The sequence below is a fragment of the Lysinibacillus sp. NPDC092081 genome, from assembly GCF_044755845.1.
In the GTDB taxonomy this organism is placed as follows: domain Bacteria; phylum Bacillota; class Bacilli; order Bacillales_A; family Planococcaceae; genus Lysinibacillus.
The window spans coordinates 26,487-41,067 of the sequence record NZ_JBIVRU010000026.1 but is presented as its reverse complement, the minus strand read 5'-3'; the positions used below and the strand labels follow the sequence as shown (position 1 = coordinate 41,067).

At 37.9% G+C, this 14,581-nt stretch carries 13 protein-coding genes; all 13 read left to right on the top strand.

The features are described from left to right. Window positions 1-87 precede the first annotated feature (87 nt). The 13 genes from ispE to ACIQLB_RS22755 all read left to right on the top strand — a co-directional run bounded on the left by ispE (window position 88) and on the right by ACIQLB_RS22755 (window position 14,578). Window positions 88-954: a 4-(cytidine 5'-diphospho)-2-C-methyl-D-erythritol kinase gene (gene ispE, locus ACIQLB_RS22815; RefSeq protein ID WP_400730914.1), complete on the top strand. Its 867-nt coding sequence runs from the start codon at window positions 88-90 to the stop codon at window positions 952-954. A 56-nt stretch (window positions 955-1,010) separates the two neighbouring features. Continuing rightward, window positions 1,011-1,844, top strand: a complete 834-nt coding sequence (purR, locus tag ACIQLB_RS22810) for a pur operon repressor (protein ID WP_053485319.1) — start codon at window positions 1,011-1,013, stop codon at window positions 1,842-1,844. Beyond that, entirely contained in the window at window positions 1,841-2,215 is a 375-nt protein-coding gene (locus ACIQLB_RS22805) for a RidA family protein (protein WP_370047893.1), read from the top strand. Before purR ends, ACIQLB_RS22805 begins: the two co-directional genes overlap by 4 nt. 351 nt (window positions 2,216-2,566) lie before the next feature. Then, on the top strand, window positions 2,567-2,869 hold the full coding sequence (spoVG, locus tag ACIQLB_RS22800) for a septation regulator SpoVG (RefSeq protein ID WP_400730913.1): 303 nt from the start codon (window positions 2,567-2,569) through the stop codon (window positions 2,867-2,869). 339 nt (window positions 2,870-3,208) lie between these two features. Next, window positions 3,209-4,579 (top strand): bifunctional UDP-N-acetylglucosamine diphosphorylase/glucosamine-1-phosphate N-acetyltransferase GlmU, encoded by a 1,371-nt coding sequence (gene glmU / locus ACIQLB_RS22795; RefSeq protein ID WP_400730911.1) that lies wholly within the window; start codon window positions 3,209-3,211, stop codon window positions 4,577-4,579. 24 nt (window positions 4,580-4,603) lie between these two features. Beyond that, entirely contained in the window at window positions 4,604-5,563 is a 960-nt protein-coding gene (locus ACIQLB_RS22790) for a ribose-phosphate diphosphokinase (protein WP_370047888.1), read from the top strand. A gap of 428 nt (window positions 5,564-5,991) precedes the next feature. Continuing rightward, window positions 5,992-6,582 (top strand): 50S ribosomal protein L25/general stress protein Ctc, encoded by a 591-nt coding sequence (locus tag ACIQLB_RS22785; RefSeq protein WP_400730908.1) that lies wholly within the window; start codon window positions 5,992-5,994, stop codon window positions 6,580-6,582. 266 nt (window positions 6,583-6,848) lie between these two features. Continuing rightward, entirely contained in the window at window positions 6,849-7,409 is a 561-nt protein-coding gene (gene pth / locus ACIQLB_RS22780) for an aminoacyl-tRNA hydrolase (RefSeq protein ID WP_400730906.1), read from the top strand. 218 nt (window positions 7,410-7,627) lie between these two features. Continuing rightward, on the top strand, window positions 7,628-7,855 hold the full coding sequence (locus ACIQLB_RS22775) for an anti-sigma-F factor Fin (protein ID WP_053485326.1): 228 nt from the start codon (window positions 7,628-7,630) through the stop codon (window positions 7,853-7,855). Window positions 7,856-7,882: 27 nt separating this feature from the next. Then, window positions 7,883-8,086: a hypothetical protein gene (locus tag ACIQLB_RS22770; protein ID WP_400730905.1), complete on the top strand. Its 204-nt coding sequence runs from the start codon at window positions 7,883-7,885 to the stop codon at window positions 8,084-8,086. A 146-nt stretch (window positions 8,087-8,232) separates the two neighbouring features. Then, on the top strand, window positions 8,233-11,739 hold the full coding sequence (mfd, locus tag ACIQLB_RS22765) for a transcription-repair coupling factor (protein ID WP_400730904.1): 3,507 nt from the start codon (window positions 8,233-8,235) through the stop codon (window positions 11,737-11,739). A 533-nt stretch (window positions 11,740-12,272) separates the two neighbouring features. Next, on the top strand, window positions 12,273-12,809 hold the full coding sequence (gene spoVT, locus ACIQLB_RS22760) for a stage V sporulation protein T (protein WP_370047881.1): 537 nt from the start codon (window positions 12,273-12,275) through the stop codon (window positions 12,807-12,809). A gap of 146 nt (window positions 12,810-12,955) precedes the next feature. Then, window positions 12,956-14,578, top strand: coding sequence for a putative polysaccharide biosynthesis protein (locus ACIQLB_RS22755; protein ID WP_400730903.1), 1,623 nt, complete (start codon window positions 12,956-12,958; stop codon window positions 14,576-14,578). Window positions 14,579-14,581 lie beyond the last annotated feature (3 nt).

Genomic DNA, 14,581 nt, shown 5'->3' with positions numbered 1-14,581 from the left:
GATGCATTGTTGATCTGTGTGAAGGTGAAGCGTCAGCCAATTGCGCCAATGCGTAATTGATAAGTGTAGCTATAAGGAGGAAGAAAGATGCTTTATGTAAAGGCGCCTGCAAAAATAAATTTAACATTAGATGTGCTTTATAAAAGACCAGATAATTATCATGAAGTAGAGATGGTCATGACAACTGTGGATTTAGCTGATCGTATTAGTCTAGAATCTCGAGAAGATGGCGTAATTGAAATAATTTCGACTGATAATTTTGTTCCAAATGATCACCGAAATTTTGCTTATCAGGCAGCGCGTCTAGTTAAAGATACATACGGCATTGGACAAGGTGTATCCATAACTATAGAAAAAGAAATACCAATTGCAGCAGGATTAGCAGGCGGAAGTAGCGATGCCGCTGCGACACTGAAGGGTTTAAATGAGCTGTGGAATTTAGGGTTATCTATAGATGAGTTAGCTGAATTAGGTGCAAAAATTGGTTCAGATGTTTCGTTTTGTGTCTACGGTGGCACAGCGTTAGCAACGGGGCGTGGAGAAAAAATTCAGGAATTGCCAGCACCACCAAACTGTTGGGTAGTCTTAGCTAAGCCTAAAATAGGTGTTTCTACTGCAGAGGTGTATGGAGGATTAAAGGTTGAAGGGTTAGAGCATCCAAAGACGAAGCAAATGATACGTGCTATTGAAACGGAAGATTATGAGCTATTATGTGCATCATTAGGGAATGTTTTAGAAACTGTAACATTTAAGCTACATCCAGAAGTAGTGATGTTAAAGGAACAGATGAAGCGCTTCGGAGCAGATGCAACATTAATGAGTGGAAGCGGTCCAACGGTGTTTGGTTTAGTGGATAGTGAAGCTCGAGTAAGCCGCATTTATAATGGTTTACGTGGTTTTTGCGAAGAAGTATATGCTGTTCGGATTTTAGGCGAGCGAAATACGCTTGCTTAAAACCGCAAATTTATGTTAATTTTACCTATAAATATTCGTGTTTAGGAGAGGGTCGCATGAAATGGAAGCGTAGTGAACGACTAGTTGATATGACGTACTATTTACTAGAACATCCACATCAGCTGATCCCGCTAACTTATTTTTCTGAATTATATCAATCTGCGAAGTCTTCCATTAGTGAAGATTTAACGATTGTAAAAGAAACTTTCGAAGAAAAAGGAATCGGGTTATTGATGACAGTACCGGGCGCTGCAGGGGGAGTTAAGTATATTCCTAAAATGTCCGAGGCTGAGGTCCGTTTAGTTATTCAGGATTTAAAGACGGAGCTTGAACATTCAGATCGTTTGTTACCAGGCGGTTATTTATTTATGACGGACTTACTCGGCAATCCAGATTTAATTAATCGAGTTGGGAAAGTATTTGCATCCGCATTTGCTGATCAACAAATTGATGTCATAATGACTGTCGCTACAAAGGGGATTTCTATTGCTCACGCCATAGCAAGACATTTAAATGTACCGGTTGTTGTTGTCAGAAGAGATAGTAAGGTAACAGAAGGTTCTACAGTCAGTATCAACTATGTATCTGGTTCTTCCAGAAGAATTCAGACAATGGTATTATCAAAAAGAAGCATGAAGAGTGGGCAACGAGTGCTTATTACCGACGACTTTATGAAGGTCGGTGGTACAATGAATGGCATGAAAAATCTATTAGAGGAGTTTGACTGTCAGCTAGCTGGTATTGCAGTGCTTGTAGAGGCTGAGCATGCAGACGAAACTTTAGTAGATGATTATTATTCATTAGTGAAGCTTCATGAGGTCAATGAAAAAGACCGTACAATTGCATTAAGTGAAGGTAACTATTTTTCTAAAAGGGGAAATGACAAATGAAAGTAGTAGCAACAACAAATGCACCAGCAGCAATTGGACCATATTCACAAGGAATTATTGTAAATGGCATGTTTTATAGCTCAGGTCAGATTCCACTAACAGCAACAGGCGAATTAGTGGAAGGCGATATTACTGTTCAAACAAATCAAGTATTTGCTAATTTAAAAGCAGTTTTAGAAGCTGCTGGAACATCTTTAGACAATGTTGTTAAAACAACCGTTTTTATGAAGGATATGAACGACTTTGTTGCAATGAATGAAGTATATGCTAGCCATTTTGGCGATCATAAGCCAGCTCGTTCAGCAGTAGAGGTTGCACGTCTACCAAAAGATGTGAGAGTAGAAATTGAAGTTATTGCCATCGTTAAATAAGAAATTTTTTTAGCTCACTAGAAGAGAAATGAATAGCTCTTTTAGTGGGCTTTTTTTATAGCAATGTTTTCTGTGCGAAAGCGAAGCGACAGCAACAAAATGTTTTCTGTGCGAAAGCGAAGCGACAGCAACAATTACGCCAAGACGAAGTGAATATTACGATGTTGCCTTTCAGTTTGTTAGAGGGAGACCGACAAACAATTGTCAAAATTTACGTATATAAAAGGAAATATTATACTAATAAGTATTCAAATTTTTTAGAAAATTTGATAGACTATAAAAAGGAAAATATTCGGTAATAAAGAATATTATATTTTTATTTAGGCATCTAAGAAGAGAGGTGGTGAGAAAATGGAAGTTACTGATGTAAGGTTACGTCGTGTACAGACTGAGGGTCGCATGCGTGCGATTGCTTCCATTACACTCGACAATGAGTTCGTAGTTCACGATATTCGTGTGATCGATGGCAATACAGGTTTGTTTGTTGCTATGCCAAGTAAACGAACGCCAGACGGTGAGTTTAGAGATATTGCGCATCCTATTAATTCTACTACTCGTAATAAAATTCAGGAGATTATTTTAAACGAGTACCATAATTCAAGCGAGACAGAAACAACGGACAACGCAGAAAAATTAGAAGGAATTGGCGTATAGTTAATAGGGGATAAATGTTAAATTAACTTCTTTCCGCGGGTGTCCAAACATCCGCGGAAAGAAGTTAAGCCTCCGGACACGATTATGACGAGGCATAATTGATCTATTAATTTATAGTTATGATCAAAGTAAATAATAAGAGCTCTTCTTAATTGGAGAGTTCTTTTTATTTTGAGAATAAGAGAAAATGAGCAGTTTTACGACATACATATTAACATTCGAGCATAAGGTGCATTTGATTTACGAAATTCATCTTTTTGTCAAGTCAACATGCCTTGAAAATAGATGGATTTTGCTATATAGTCATAAGAGAAAATGAGCGTATTGGAGGACTTACAGATGAGCAACATTTTTGCTGTCATTTTGGCTGCAGGTCAAGGTACACGTATGAAGTCCAAATTATATAAAGTGCTCCATCCAGTATGTGGGAAGCCAATGGTACAACATGTGGTGGATCACATTCAAACGTTAGATGTGAATCGTATCGTAACGGTTGTAGGACATGGTGCAGAAAAGGTGAAACAACAGCTTGGCGATAAAAGCGAGTATGTTTTACAGGCTGAACAGTTAGGGACAGCTCATGCTGTTCAGCAAGCTGAGGTGATTTTAGGTAGTGAAGAAGGGACAACATTAGTTGTTTGTGGTGATACACCACTTATTCGCCCTGAAACGATGCAAGCTTTGTTCGAGCATCATCAAGCAAAGAATGCTAAGGCTACTATTTTAACAGCCATTGCTGAAAATCCAACAGGCTATGGTCGTATTTTACGTGACGACAATGGACAAGTGGAGCAAATTGTTGAGCAAAAGGACGCTTCAGTAGAGCAGCAATTAGTTAAAGAGATTAATACGGGCACATACTGCTTCGATAATAAAGCGTTATTTGAGACATTAAAGCTTGTGAAAAACGACAATGCACAGGGTGAGTATTATTTACCTGATGTGATTGAAATTTTACAAAAACAAGGCGATGTCGTTGAAGCATATGTAACGGAAGATTTTGAAGAAACACTTGGTGTCAATGATCGTGTTGCCCTGTCTCAAGCAGAGGCGCTAATGCGTACAAGAATTAATGAAAAGCATATGCGTAACGGTGTCTCAATTATTAATCCAGAAGCAACATATATTAGCGTGGACGCAATGATTGGTCGTGATACTATCATCCAGCCAGGTTCTATGATTGAAGGTACAACTGTTATTGGTGAAGATTGTATAATCGGGCCTAACACACAAATCATAGATAGCCGTATCGGTGACCGAACAACTGTGCATTCTTCTGTTGTGCGTGAAAGCGCTGTAGCGGAAGATACTGCTATTGGACCGTTTGCACATATTCGACCACTTTCTGATATTGGTAGCCACGTGAAAATAGGTAACTTTGTAGAAGTGAAGAAAAGTAAACTAGGTAATGACACGAAAGTATCGCACTTAAGCTATATTGGCGATGCCGAAATAGGAAGTAATGTCAATATTGGCTGTGGTTCCATTACAGTAAACTATGATGGAAGAAACAAGTTCCAAACAATTATTGAAGATGATGTATTTGTAGGATGTAATACTAACTTAGTAGCGCCAGTGAAAGTTGGAAAAGGTTCATTTATTGCTGCAGGATCTACAATTACAAAAGAAGTTCCTGAGGATGCACTTGCAATTGCTCGTGCAAGACAAGAAAACAAACCGAATTATGTAAGCAAATTAAACTCAAAATAATTATCAACTAAACAGGAGGCCATCATGCCGTATCATTATGCAAACTCACAATTAAAAATATTTTCACTTAATTCTAATAATCCACTTGCTCAAGAAATTGCGCAAGAAATGGGTGTTGAATTAGGTAAATCTTCTGTTAAGCACTTCAGCGATGGAGAGGTTCAAATTAGCATTGAAGAAAGTATTCGTGGTTGTGATGTGTTTATCGTGCAGTCTACTTCTGCACCTGTAAACGAACATTTAATGGAGCTTTTAATTATGGTAGATGCTGTAAAACGCGCATCTGCTCGTACAGTAAACGTTGTAATGCCTTATTATGGCTATGCTCGTCAGGACCGTAAAGCAAAAGCGCGCGAGCCAATTACAGCTAAATTAGTAGCAAACTTACTTGAAACAGCTGGTGCAACACGTGTTATCGTTTTAGATTTACATGCACCACAAATCCAAGGTTTCTTCGATATTTTAATCGATCACTTGATGGCAGTGCCTTTATTATCTGATCACTTCAAATCAAAAGGTATTCCAGAAGAAGAAATCGTTGTTGTTTCCCCAGACCATGGTGGTGTAACGCGTGCTCGTAAAATGGCAGAACGTTTAAAAGCACCTATTGCAATTATTGACAAGCGCCGTCCAAAACCAAATGTTGCAGAAGTAATGAACATTGTTGGTAATGTTGATGGTAAAGTGGCAATCTTGATTGATGATATTATTGACACTGCAGGTACGATTACAATCGGCGCAGATGCATTACGCGCAGCTGGTGCGAAAGAAGTTTATGCTTGTTGCTCTCACCCAGTATTATCAGGACCAGCTATCGAGCGTATCGAAAACTCTTCGATTAAAGAATTAGTTGTAACAAATACAATCCAACTTCCTGAAGAGAAAAAATCTCCAAAAATTACAGAGCTTTCAGTAGCTAAATTGATGGCAGATGCAATCTCTCGTGTCTATGAAAATAAATCTGTAAGTACTCTATTTGATTAATATAAATAAACAGATCCCAATATGTGTCTTATTAAGGACAAATCTACGTTTGTAAGTAGATTTGTCCTTTTTCTAGGTTTCTTTTGTTTGAATTTTCTTATAAAAGGATATATGGTAATTGTGACTTAATAATATTTACACAACTTTATAAAAAATAGTTTACCGCCTAAGGTTGGGATATATTTTGTTAAAACGTATGTTATGAATAAGTTGATTGGAGTGGAGGCTGGGCGACTCCTTGGGGGATAGCGGCTCATCGGACGCCCCCAGGAAAGCGCCCAGCTGGAACGGAAATCAACCCCACGTTATGGTGATGAGCTAAAATTGTAGTAAATATTATTATAGCCTTAACAAATGTCAATTTTATCGAAAATAGTGACATTTATAATAAGGCGTAAATAAATTTTTCTTGGAAGGGGAAGTATAGTATGAGTACAGTATTAAGTGTTAAAAAGCGCGAAGCTGGGCATCGTTCGACATTAACCCAACTTAGAAAAGGGGGAGCCATTCCGGCAGTTATTTACGGCTATAATTTAGATTCAACCCCAATTTCTATTTCAGCGAAGGAATTCAGAAAATCCATTCAAAAGAATGGGCAAAACAGTTTGTTTTCAATGGAGTTAGATGGGAAAAAAGTGAATGTTGTTGTGTCAGAAATCCAACAATGCTCTATGAAAGATGAAGTAAATCATATCGACTTTTTAGCAATCAATATGTCCGAAGCGATTGAGGCTGAAGTGCCTATTAAACTAGTTGGAGAGTCAGTTGGTATAAGTGTAGGTGGAATATTAATGCAGCCTAACCTAGATGTGAAAATTAAAGTAAAGCCAGCAGATATACCAGAAGCTATTGAAGTTGATATTACCGAACTTAAAATTGGTGAAACAATTACGGTAGCTGATATTCGAGATACGATTGATTTTGATATAGTCAGTGAAAATGATTATACATTGGTAACAATTATGGCCCCAGCTACAACTGTTGAAGAAACGGCAGATAGTGCACAGGAACTAGCGTAAAAATATATGTTAAGGAAAGGCTACTAAAGAAGGCTAAAAACTTCTTAGTAGCCTTTTGCATTTTAACAAATCGATATTTATGGGAAACGTTATTCGTATGTAAGCTTTTGCTTCTTTAATTATGACAATATGTATGGTTGAATTGAGGATCTCAAATAATATCAAACCATTATTGAACTTTTACTTTCAAAAATTGTACAAACTGCTTTCTTAGCGCATGATATGGTAAAATAATGACTACTAGATTTGAAAGAAGAGGAGTACTTATGAAAATTATCGTTGGTTTAGGAAATCCAGGTAAACCTTATGAGCATACAAGACATAATATTGGCTTCGATGTTATCGATGCATTAGCTGAAAAATGGGGTGCACCTTTAACGAATTCAAAGTTTAATGGTATGTATGCAACGGTACATCGTCCTGAAGGAAAGGTTCTACTTGTTAAGCCTTTAACATATATGAATTTATCGGGGGAATGTGTTGGACCCCTTATGAACTATTTTGATATTGATGTGGAAGATTTAATTGTTATTTATGACGATTTAGATTTAGAGACAGGTAAATTACGCCTGCGTCAAAAAGGTAGTGCAGGTGGACATAATGGTATTAAATCATTAATTCAGCATTTAGGCACACAAGAATTTAATCGCATTCGCGTTGGGGTTAATCGCCCGCCAGCTGGTATGAAGGTGGCAGATTATGTGTTGTCGAAATTTTCAAAAGAAGATCAAGCTATTGTTGGCGAAGCTATTGAAAAGTGTGTAAGTGCTGTAGAAGGATCTCTTTCAAAGCCATTTCTTGATGTGATGAATCACTTTAACGGATAACAATAAGTTAAAGTGTAGTGTGGATATTACGGTTGTTTAGGATAAAGATTTAAAATGTTTTTTCCTGCGACACAGCTAACTAAATATATAGTAAAGTCTTAAACACAATGCAAAAACTATTCTCTATAAGGAGCTAAGGCAGAATTGAAGGTGCATAATCTTTTTTAGAAATGTCTATACTTTAAGTAGTAAGTTGCTTAAAGGAGGATGATTTGGAGATGTCAGTTCGCTATCGATGTCGGCATTGTGAAGTAGAAATAGGAACACTACCATTTGATGCAGATGATACAATTCGAAAACTACATATTTTCGAATTAGGTGAAGCGGATGATTATGTTGAGCAAGATCAACATGGACAAACGACGGTTCACTGCATTTGTGAGCAATGTGAGGATTCGCTGAAACAATATCCAGATTATCACGCACTCAATAAATGGATTCAATAATTGGAAGGATGCTTTGGCGCACATTGTGTGCGTTCAAAGCTTTTTCCATTTAACTTCTTACAGCAAATGTTTTTTGTAGCGAAAGCAAAGCGTCAGCTACAAAAGTCTCCCATCTTTATAGGTGGTGAGATGAATACAGTTTTAAGTCATTTTTCAGCGGGTGTCCAAACATCCGCTGAAATAGAGGAACTCAGTCTAAGAACGCCACGTCCTGTGGCAACGACTGAGTGACCAACATCACGTTGGCCCAAAGCCTCCGATCCCGGACGAAATTATGCCGAGGCATAATTGATAAAATATACAATAAAGTTGCATATTATAGTACTAGATTGCTAGTAATGGTGAATAGAATTATGCGCTGAAAGGAGCTTTTGACATTGGAAGTTTTACGACAGCTTGTGATGCAGGACAAACATATCACATCATTTTTACAGGAGATTCAGAGCGGTCACTCTGCAACACAGCTTATAACAGGATTAACAGGAAGCGCGCGCTCGGTAATGGTCGATACGTTATTTGAATATGTAAAAAAACCTATTTATATTGTATCTCCTAATCTATTGCAGGCACAAAAAATGGTTGACGAGCTGGCGGGACTTTTAGGTGAGGAGCATGTTCATTATTATCCTACCGATGAGTTTATTGCTGCCGATTTGTCTGTTGCCTCTCCAGAGTTACGTGCTGAGCGTATCGCAACACTTGATTGCCTAGCTAGAGGCGAAAAAGCTGTTTATGTGATACCAGTTGCAGGCTTGCGCAAAATGATGCAGCCTAAAGAGCATTGGCTACAGTATTTTTTACAAATTGCAGTAGGCGAAGATATTCAGATCGATGAATGGCTACAAACGTTAGTAGAGATGGGGTACGTACGTAATTCGATGGTTACAACACCTGGAGAGTTTGCGCTACGTGGGGGCATATTAGATATATATCCGCCCTATTTAGAGGCGCCGATTCGTATAGAATTATTTGATACGGAAGTGGATTCAATCCGAACATTTTCTGCTGACGATCAGCGTTCCATTGATAAATTGCAGAAGATTCGTATCTTACCTGCATCAGAAGTTATTTTGACAAAGGCAGAAAGAATGGCGTTGGCAGGTCGTTTAGAAGCTGCGTTAGCGACAAGCTTAAAGAAAGTCAAAAAGCAGGAGACTAAGGAGTTACTGTATCAGCATATTCAATATGATATTGAATTGTTGCAGCAAGGTAATTTACCTGACTACGTAAATAAGTATGGTTCATTATTGTATGAGAAAACAGCAAATTTAGGAGATTATTTTGCACATGATGGCATTGTGCTGTTTGATGAGCTCGGACGTATTCAGGAGGTTATGGATGCCTGGGAGCGTGAAGAGGATGAATGGTTCTTATCGCTAATTGAAGAAGGGAAAATGGTGCATGATGTAAAGCCAGCTTTCTCTTTGAAAGAAATTCTAGCAATGCTGTCTCAGCAAAAACTATATTTCTCATTATTCTCCCGAACATTTGCGGGTGTATCCTTTAATAAGACGACGAACTTTTCTTGTAAGCCAATGCAGCAATTTCATGGCCAAATGTCATTATTACAAAGTGAGATTGAACGCTGGCTGCTTGGTAAATTTACAGTACTAATTGTTGCGAGAGATAAAGATCGTGTTAAACGTGTACAGCAAATGCTTGAAGAATATGATATTCATACGACAATTGGTCATCCGACAGAAGCGGGTATTTATATTGTGGATGGATCACTATCTGGTGGCTTTGAATTACCACTACAACGCTTGGTGATTGTCACAGAGGATGAACTATTTAAACAACAGGCGAAGAAAAAAGCACGTCCTCAAAAGATGACGAACGCAGAACGTATTAAAAGCTATACGGAAATTAAACCTGGCGACTATGTTGTACATGTCCATCACGGTATTGGGAAATATATAGGTTTAGAAACATTAGATGTAAATGGAACACACAAGGATTACTTACACATTCGATACCGCGCAGATGATAAGTTATATGTTCCAGTTGAGCAAATAGATTTAATCCAAAAATATGTAGCATCTGAAGACCGAGAACCAAAGCTACATAAATTAGGTGGAGCAGAGTGGAAAAAAGCTAAAGCTAAGGTATCCTCTGCTGTGCAAGATATTGCTGATGATTTAATTAAGCTGTATGCGAAACGTGAAGCAGAGAAGGGCCATGCATTCGCGATTGACAACGACGATCAGCGAAGTTTTGAGGCTTCTTTCCCTTATGAAGAAACAGAGGATCAGCTACGTTCGATTATCGAAGTAAAACGTGATATGGAGCGTGAGCGTCCAATGGATCGTCTTGTGTGTGGAGACGTAGGGTATGGTAAAACAGAGGTAGCGATTCGTGCTGCCTTTAAAGCAATTCAAGATGGCAAGCAAGTAGCTTTCCTTGTGCCGACAACGATTTTAGCGCAGCAGCATTACGAAACGATTCGTGAGAGATTCCAAGACTTTGCTATTAATGTAGGCCTCTTGTCTCGTTTCCGCACAAAAAAGGAGCAAACAGCGACGTTAAAGGGTTTAAAAGAAGGGCAAGTTGATATTGTCGTTGGAACGCATCGAATTTTATCTAAAGATTTATTATTCCAAGACCTTGGACTGCTGATTGTTGACGAGGAGCAACGTTTTGGTGTAACACATAAGGAAAAAATTAAACAACTAAAGACGAATGTTGATGTATTAACGCTAACGGCAACTCCGATTCCAAGGACACTTCATATGTCGATGGTAGGTGTTCGTGATTTATCGGTAATTGAAACGCCACCAGCAAATCGTTTCCCTGTACAAACCTATGTAATGGAGTATAGCGGTGCATTAGTGCGGGAAGCGATTGAGAGAGAAATGGCGCGTGGTGGGCAAGTATTCTACTTATACAATCGTGTAGAAGATATGGCTCGTAAGGTTGATGAAATTCAAATGCTTGTCCCAGAAGCGCGTATTGGGCATGCCCATGGCAAAATGACGGAATCAGAATTAGAATCTGTCATATTAGCCTTTTTAGAAGGTGACTATGATGTGCTTGTAACGACAACCATTATTGAGACAGGTGTGGATATACCAAACGTTAACACATTGATTGTTCATGATGCTGATCGAATGGGCTTAGCGCAGCTTTATCAATTGCGTGGGCGTGTTGGGCGTTCTAATAGGGTGGCATATGCTTACTTTATGTATCAACGTGATAAAGTTCTTACAGATGTAGCTGAGCAAAGATTACAGGCGATTAAAGAATTTACAGAGTTAGGTTCAGGATTTAAAATTGCTATGCGTGACTTATCTATTCGTGGTGCTGGTAACCTGCTTGGAGCACAACAGCATGGCTTTATTGATTCTGTCGGTTTTGACTTGTACTCACAAATGCTGGAAGAGGCGATTGCTGAGCGCCAAACAGGTGTGAAAAAAGAAGAGAAGCCTGACATTGAGATTTTATTGAGTGTTGATGCGTATATCCCAGATGTTTACATTCCTGACGGCTATCAAAAAATTCAAATGTATAAACGTATTAAAGCAATGGATCAAGAGGAGGAGCACAGCGAGATCATGGAGGAATTACAGGATCGTTTCGGTGATCTTCCAATTGAAACAGAGCGCTTACTGCGAATTGCACGTATGAAGGTATGGGGCTTAAATACAGGTGTAATGTCAGTAAAAGAAAAGCAAAAAATCATCACAATATTGTTGTCTGAAGAAGGTACAGGACAAGTTGACGGTGGTAAAATTGTGGAAGAATCCATGAAATTTGAACGTGCTGTCGGTTTTGGTATGGATGGTATGCAATTGAAATTAACGATTGATGAACGAAAATCTGGGAAATATCAACCCTTTGATATTTTAGAAGAAATGATGCATATTATTGCTAACGCTAAAAAATGATAATAGAAGAAAAGCTGATCTTATCTCATTCGGATAATGATCAGCTTTTTATTGTTGAAAAACAAAAAATTACAAGGGAATCTTTGTGAATATTGTGGCGCTTTATCTTCATTGGTTGATTGGACTGTAGACTGTGTGGCTCCTTAGAAATCAACATCACAAATTGAGACTCAGGAGCTAGATAGTAGGGAAAATAAGGGTAAAAGTATCACTTTTAGTGATAGTTCCTTTGTAACAAACATCCTTTTGACTTATTGACGTAATAGTAAAGATTGGATTATTATTATTTCTTAATAAAAATTTTTTATGATTTTTTATAAAATTTGTTTTTATGGTTAATCTAAGATAAGTTGATTGAAGTAAAAATTCTACATGCTAAAAGTATTTAAAGCATAATTGCTTAGGTTTTTAGCCTTTTTGAAAAATATTATTGGGTGTGAAATCCTTTTTCTTCAGTTTTTGCATAGATTGCTTCATAAAAAACCATACTAAAATTGAAAAAAATTTCATTGTAGCGAAAGCGAGGATTAAGAATGAAGGCAACAGGAATTGTTCGTCGTATTGATGATTTAGGGCGTGTGGTTATACCAAAAGAAATTCGTAGAACGCTGCGTATTCGTGAAGGTGACCCGCTAGAAATTTATACAGACCGTGAAGGTGAAGTCATTTTAAAGAAATATTCTCCAATTAATGATTTGGGGGAATTTGCAAGAGAGTATGTAGAAACATTATATGAAACGTTAGGTACTCCGGCATTTGTAACCGACCGAGATGAAGTAATTGCTGTCTCAGGAATCGGTAAGAAAGAATATATTAATCGTCGTATCACATCCTTTGCGGAAACGTTTATGGACGAGCGTTCAACAAAAATAGAAAAAATGGAAACAACTATCGAGATTGTTCCTGGACAATATGAGCAAGTAAAGTCTTATTGTGCAACGCCTATTATGGTAAACGGTGATCCGATCGGCTGTATTATCGTTTTGTCTAAGGTACATTTTATCGGTGAGGTTGAAGTGAAAGTTGCGGAAACAGCTGCTAACTTCTTGGCTAAACAAATGAATAGTTGATGAGAATTGAAAGTTATTGCGCTGACCTTTTAGGCTGAACAATAACTTTTTTTCATACATAGTTTTATGGTAGTGCTATCGAGCGCGTCAAACTTTTGAGATATGCTATACTATTGGCATTGTTAAAGAAGGAAAGAGGACAATTTATGTCGGAACGTTTTGGCATGAAAAGCTACATGAAGGGCGCGGCCTTACTTACAATTGCTGCCCTTATTGTAAAGGTTCTTAGTGCAATTTATCGTGTGCCTTTTCAAAATCTTGTTGGTGATGAAGGATTTTATATTTATCAGCAAGTGTATCCAGTTATATCTATTTTTGTCGTATGGACAGCTAGTGGATTTGCAGTAGCTATTTCTAAAATGCTTGCAGATAATGATTGTATTTTAGACCCGCTAGAGAGAGATCAGAAACGAAGCGGTATTATGCGTATTGTTTTTCGTTATTTAACAGTACTATCGTTATTGTTTTTTGTTGCTTTATTTAGTGGTGCTGAAATAATTGCGCAGCTTATGGGCGATACTCAGCTTGCGCCTTTAATACGGACGGGTTCATTTATAGTACTTGTTATGCCGGCTCATGCTATTTTAAAGGGCGGGTTCCAATCAAGAGGCATTATGGAGCCGATTGCTTATGCGCAAGTCCTTGAACAAGCTGTGAGAGTATCTGTCATTTTAGCAGGAACATTTGTCATTATGAAGACGACAGAATCACTATATAGTGCTGGGAAAATGGCTATCATAGGTACAATTATTGGAGAAATTGTAGGCTTTGTATTACTTGCGTTCATCTTTAAAAAACGTTTTGGTCTATTTAATGATAAGAAACAACAGCGGCGTATCGAAAGTTTTCCGATTATTAAAGAGGTTACATTGCTGAGTTTAAGTGTAAGCATGAGTGGCCTATTGTTACTTGGTTATCAGCTAGTTGATTCCTTTACAATTTACTCACTATTAATTGAAGGTGGAATGGATCAGACTATAGCTAAGGCAACAAAAGGCGTTTATGATCGTGGGCAGCCGTTGGTACAGCTTGGAGTTGTCATTGCTTCTTCACTTTCGCTTGCTATTGTTCCTCTTGTTGCGCATATGTCCAAAAAACAGGATGGCCGTAGTGCAATTCCGTTTATACAATTAACGTATAAAGCGTCTGTATTATTTGGGTGGGCAGCCTCTCTAGGTTTAATACTCGTTATGCCTTATATTAATGCCATGCTCTTTAAAACAGATGCACTGTCGGGAGTACTTATGGTATATGTATTACAAATTGTGCCGTTGTCCATTATTTTGACATTTACAGCTATTTTGCAAGGCTATGGGAAATTAAAAAAGCCGGCTTTATTTTTGATTATAGGTTTTATATTAAAAATAATATTGAATGTGCTGACAATTAGTTTATTTGGAGTATTAGGTGCGGCTATTGCTAATAATGTGGGTCTTTTGTTTACTGCCATTATGCTTGTTTTCTATTTAAAGAAAATGACAGGAATTCAATTAGCGCCTGCAAATTTTTATAAAAAAGTTGGAATTTCATCACTCAGTATGGCGGCTGTAGTGCTAGTTTGGTTACAGTTTATACCACCGTTGTTAAACCAGTTTTTATCACCTCGATTTGTCGCGGTGGTAGCAGGTTTTACAGCTGTGTGTTTAGGAGCGTTTGTAATGATCACGATAATTGCTAAGTTACGAGTACTAGTCGAAAAAGAGTGGTACTTACTACCGTTTGGGCGCAAAATGGCAGTTTATCAATTATGGTTAAATCGAAAGAAGTAGGTG